Genomic DNA, 537 nt, shown 5'->3' with positions numbered 1-537 from the left:
CGACGGGCCTCAAAAATCAAACGACTCATCGCGACTCTCCAACACTAGAAACCCCACCCAACTCAGCGGTGGCACGACGACCCGGACGCGCATCCGGCGCCAACCCGTCATGCGCCAACAACGCATCAGAACGCGACAACGCAGGACCAACAGCAAACTGCGACAACACCGACCACGGAATCGGCAATGCGGGCTCGCTCAGACCGAGTGCGGAGATGGTGTCTCCATCACCGCCATTGGTGCCGGCCTCGGTGTTGATGCCATAGCGCACACCGGTGTCCGAAATCCAAAACAGTGGGCCCGCACTGGTATTGGCCGCCGGATCACTGTTGACACTCTGAGCGAAGTAGCCCGATCCCGGCGTCAAGGCGACCCGGGCGGCGGTCCCGCCCACACCAGCACCCACCAGGTCCAAGGTCCGCACACCCTCACGCAACGGCAACGTCGAACCCGACAACAACGTCAACGAACTCGTACTCGCCCCCGCAGGCTTACTCCAATGCGCGCACGTCACCGGCGCCGACACCGCATCCACCA

The 537-nt window shown here is 63.1% G+C and carries 1 protein-coding gene; it reads right to left on the bottom strand.

Going from position 1 to position 537, the window contains the following annotated elements; all coding sequences use genetic code 11:
* Window positions 1–25: 25 nt before the first annotated feature.
* A partial coding sequence (locus ABW16_RS23665; RefSeq protein WP_047321648.1) for a type VII secretion protein EccB occupies window positions 26–537 on the bottom strand: 512 nt, incomplete at its 5' end.

Origin of the sequence: Mycolicibacter heraklionensis (genome assembly GCF_001021505.1) — a bacterium.
Lineage (GTDB): Bacteria > Actinomycetota > Actinomycetes > Mycobacteriales > Mycobacteriaceae > Mycobacterium > Mycobacterium heraklionense.
The sequence above is the reverse complement of the archived record's forward strand: the minus strand, read 5'-3'. Positions and strand labels throughout refer to the sequence as shown.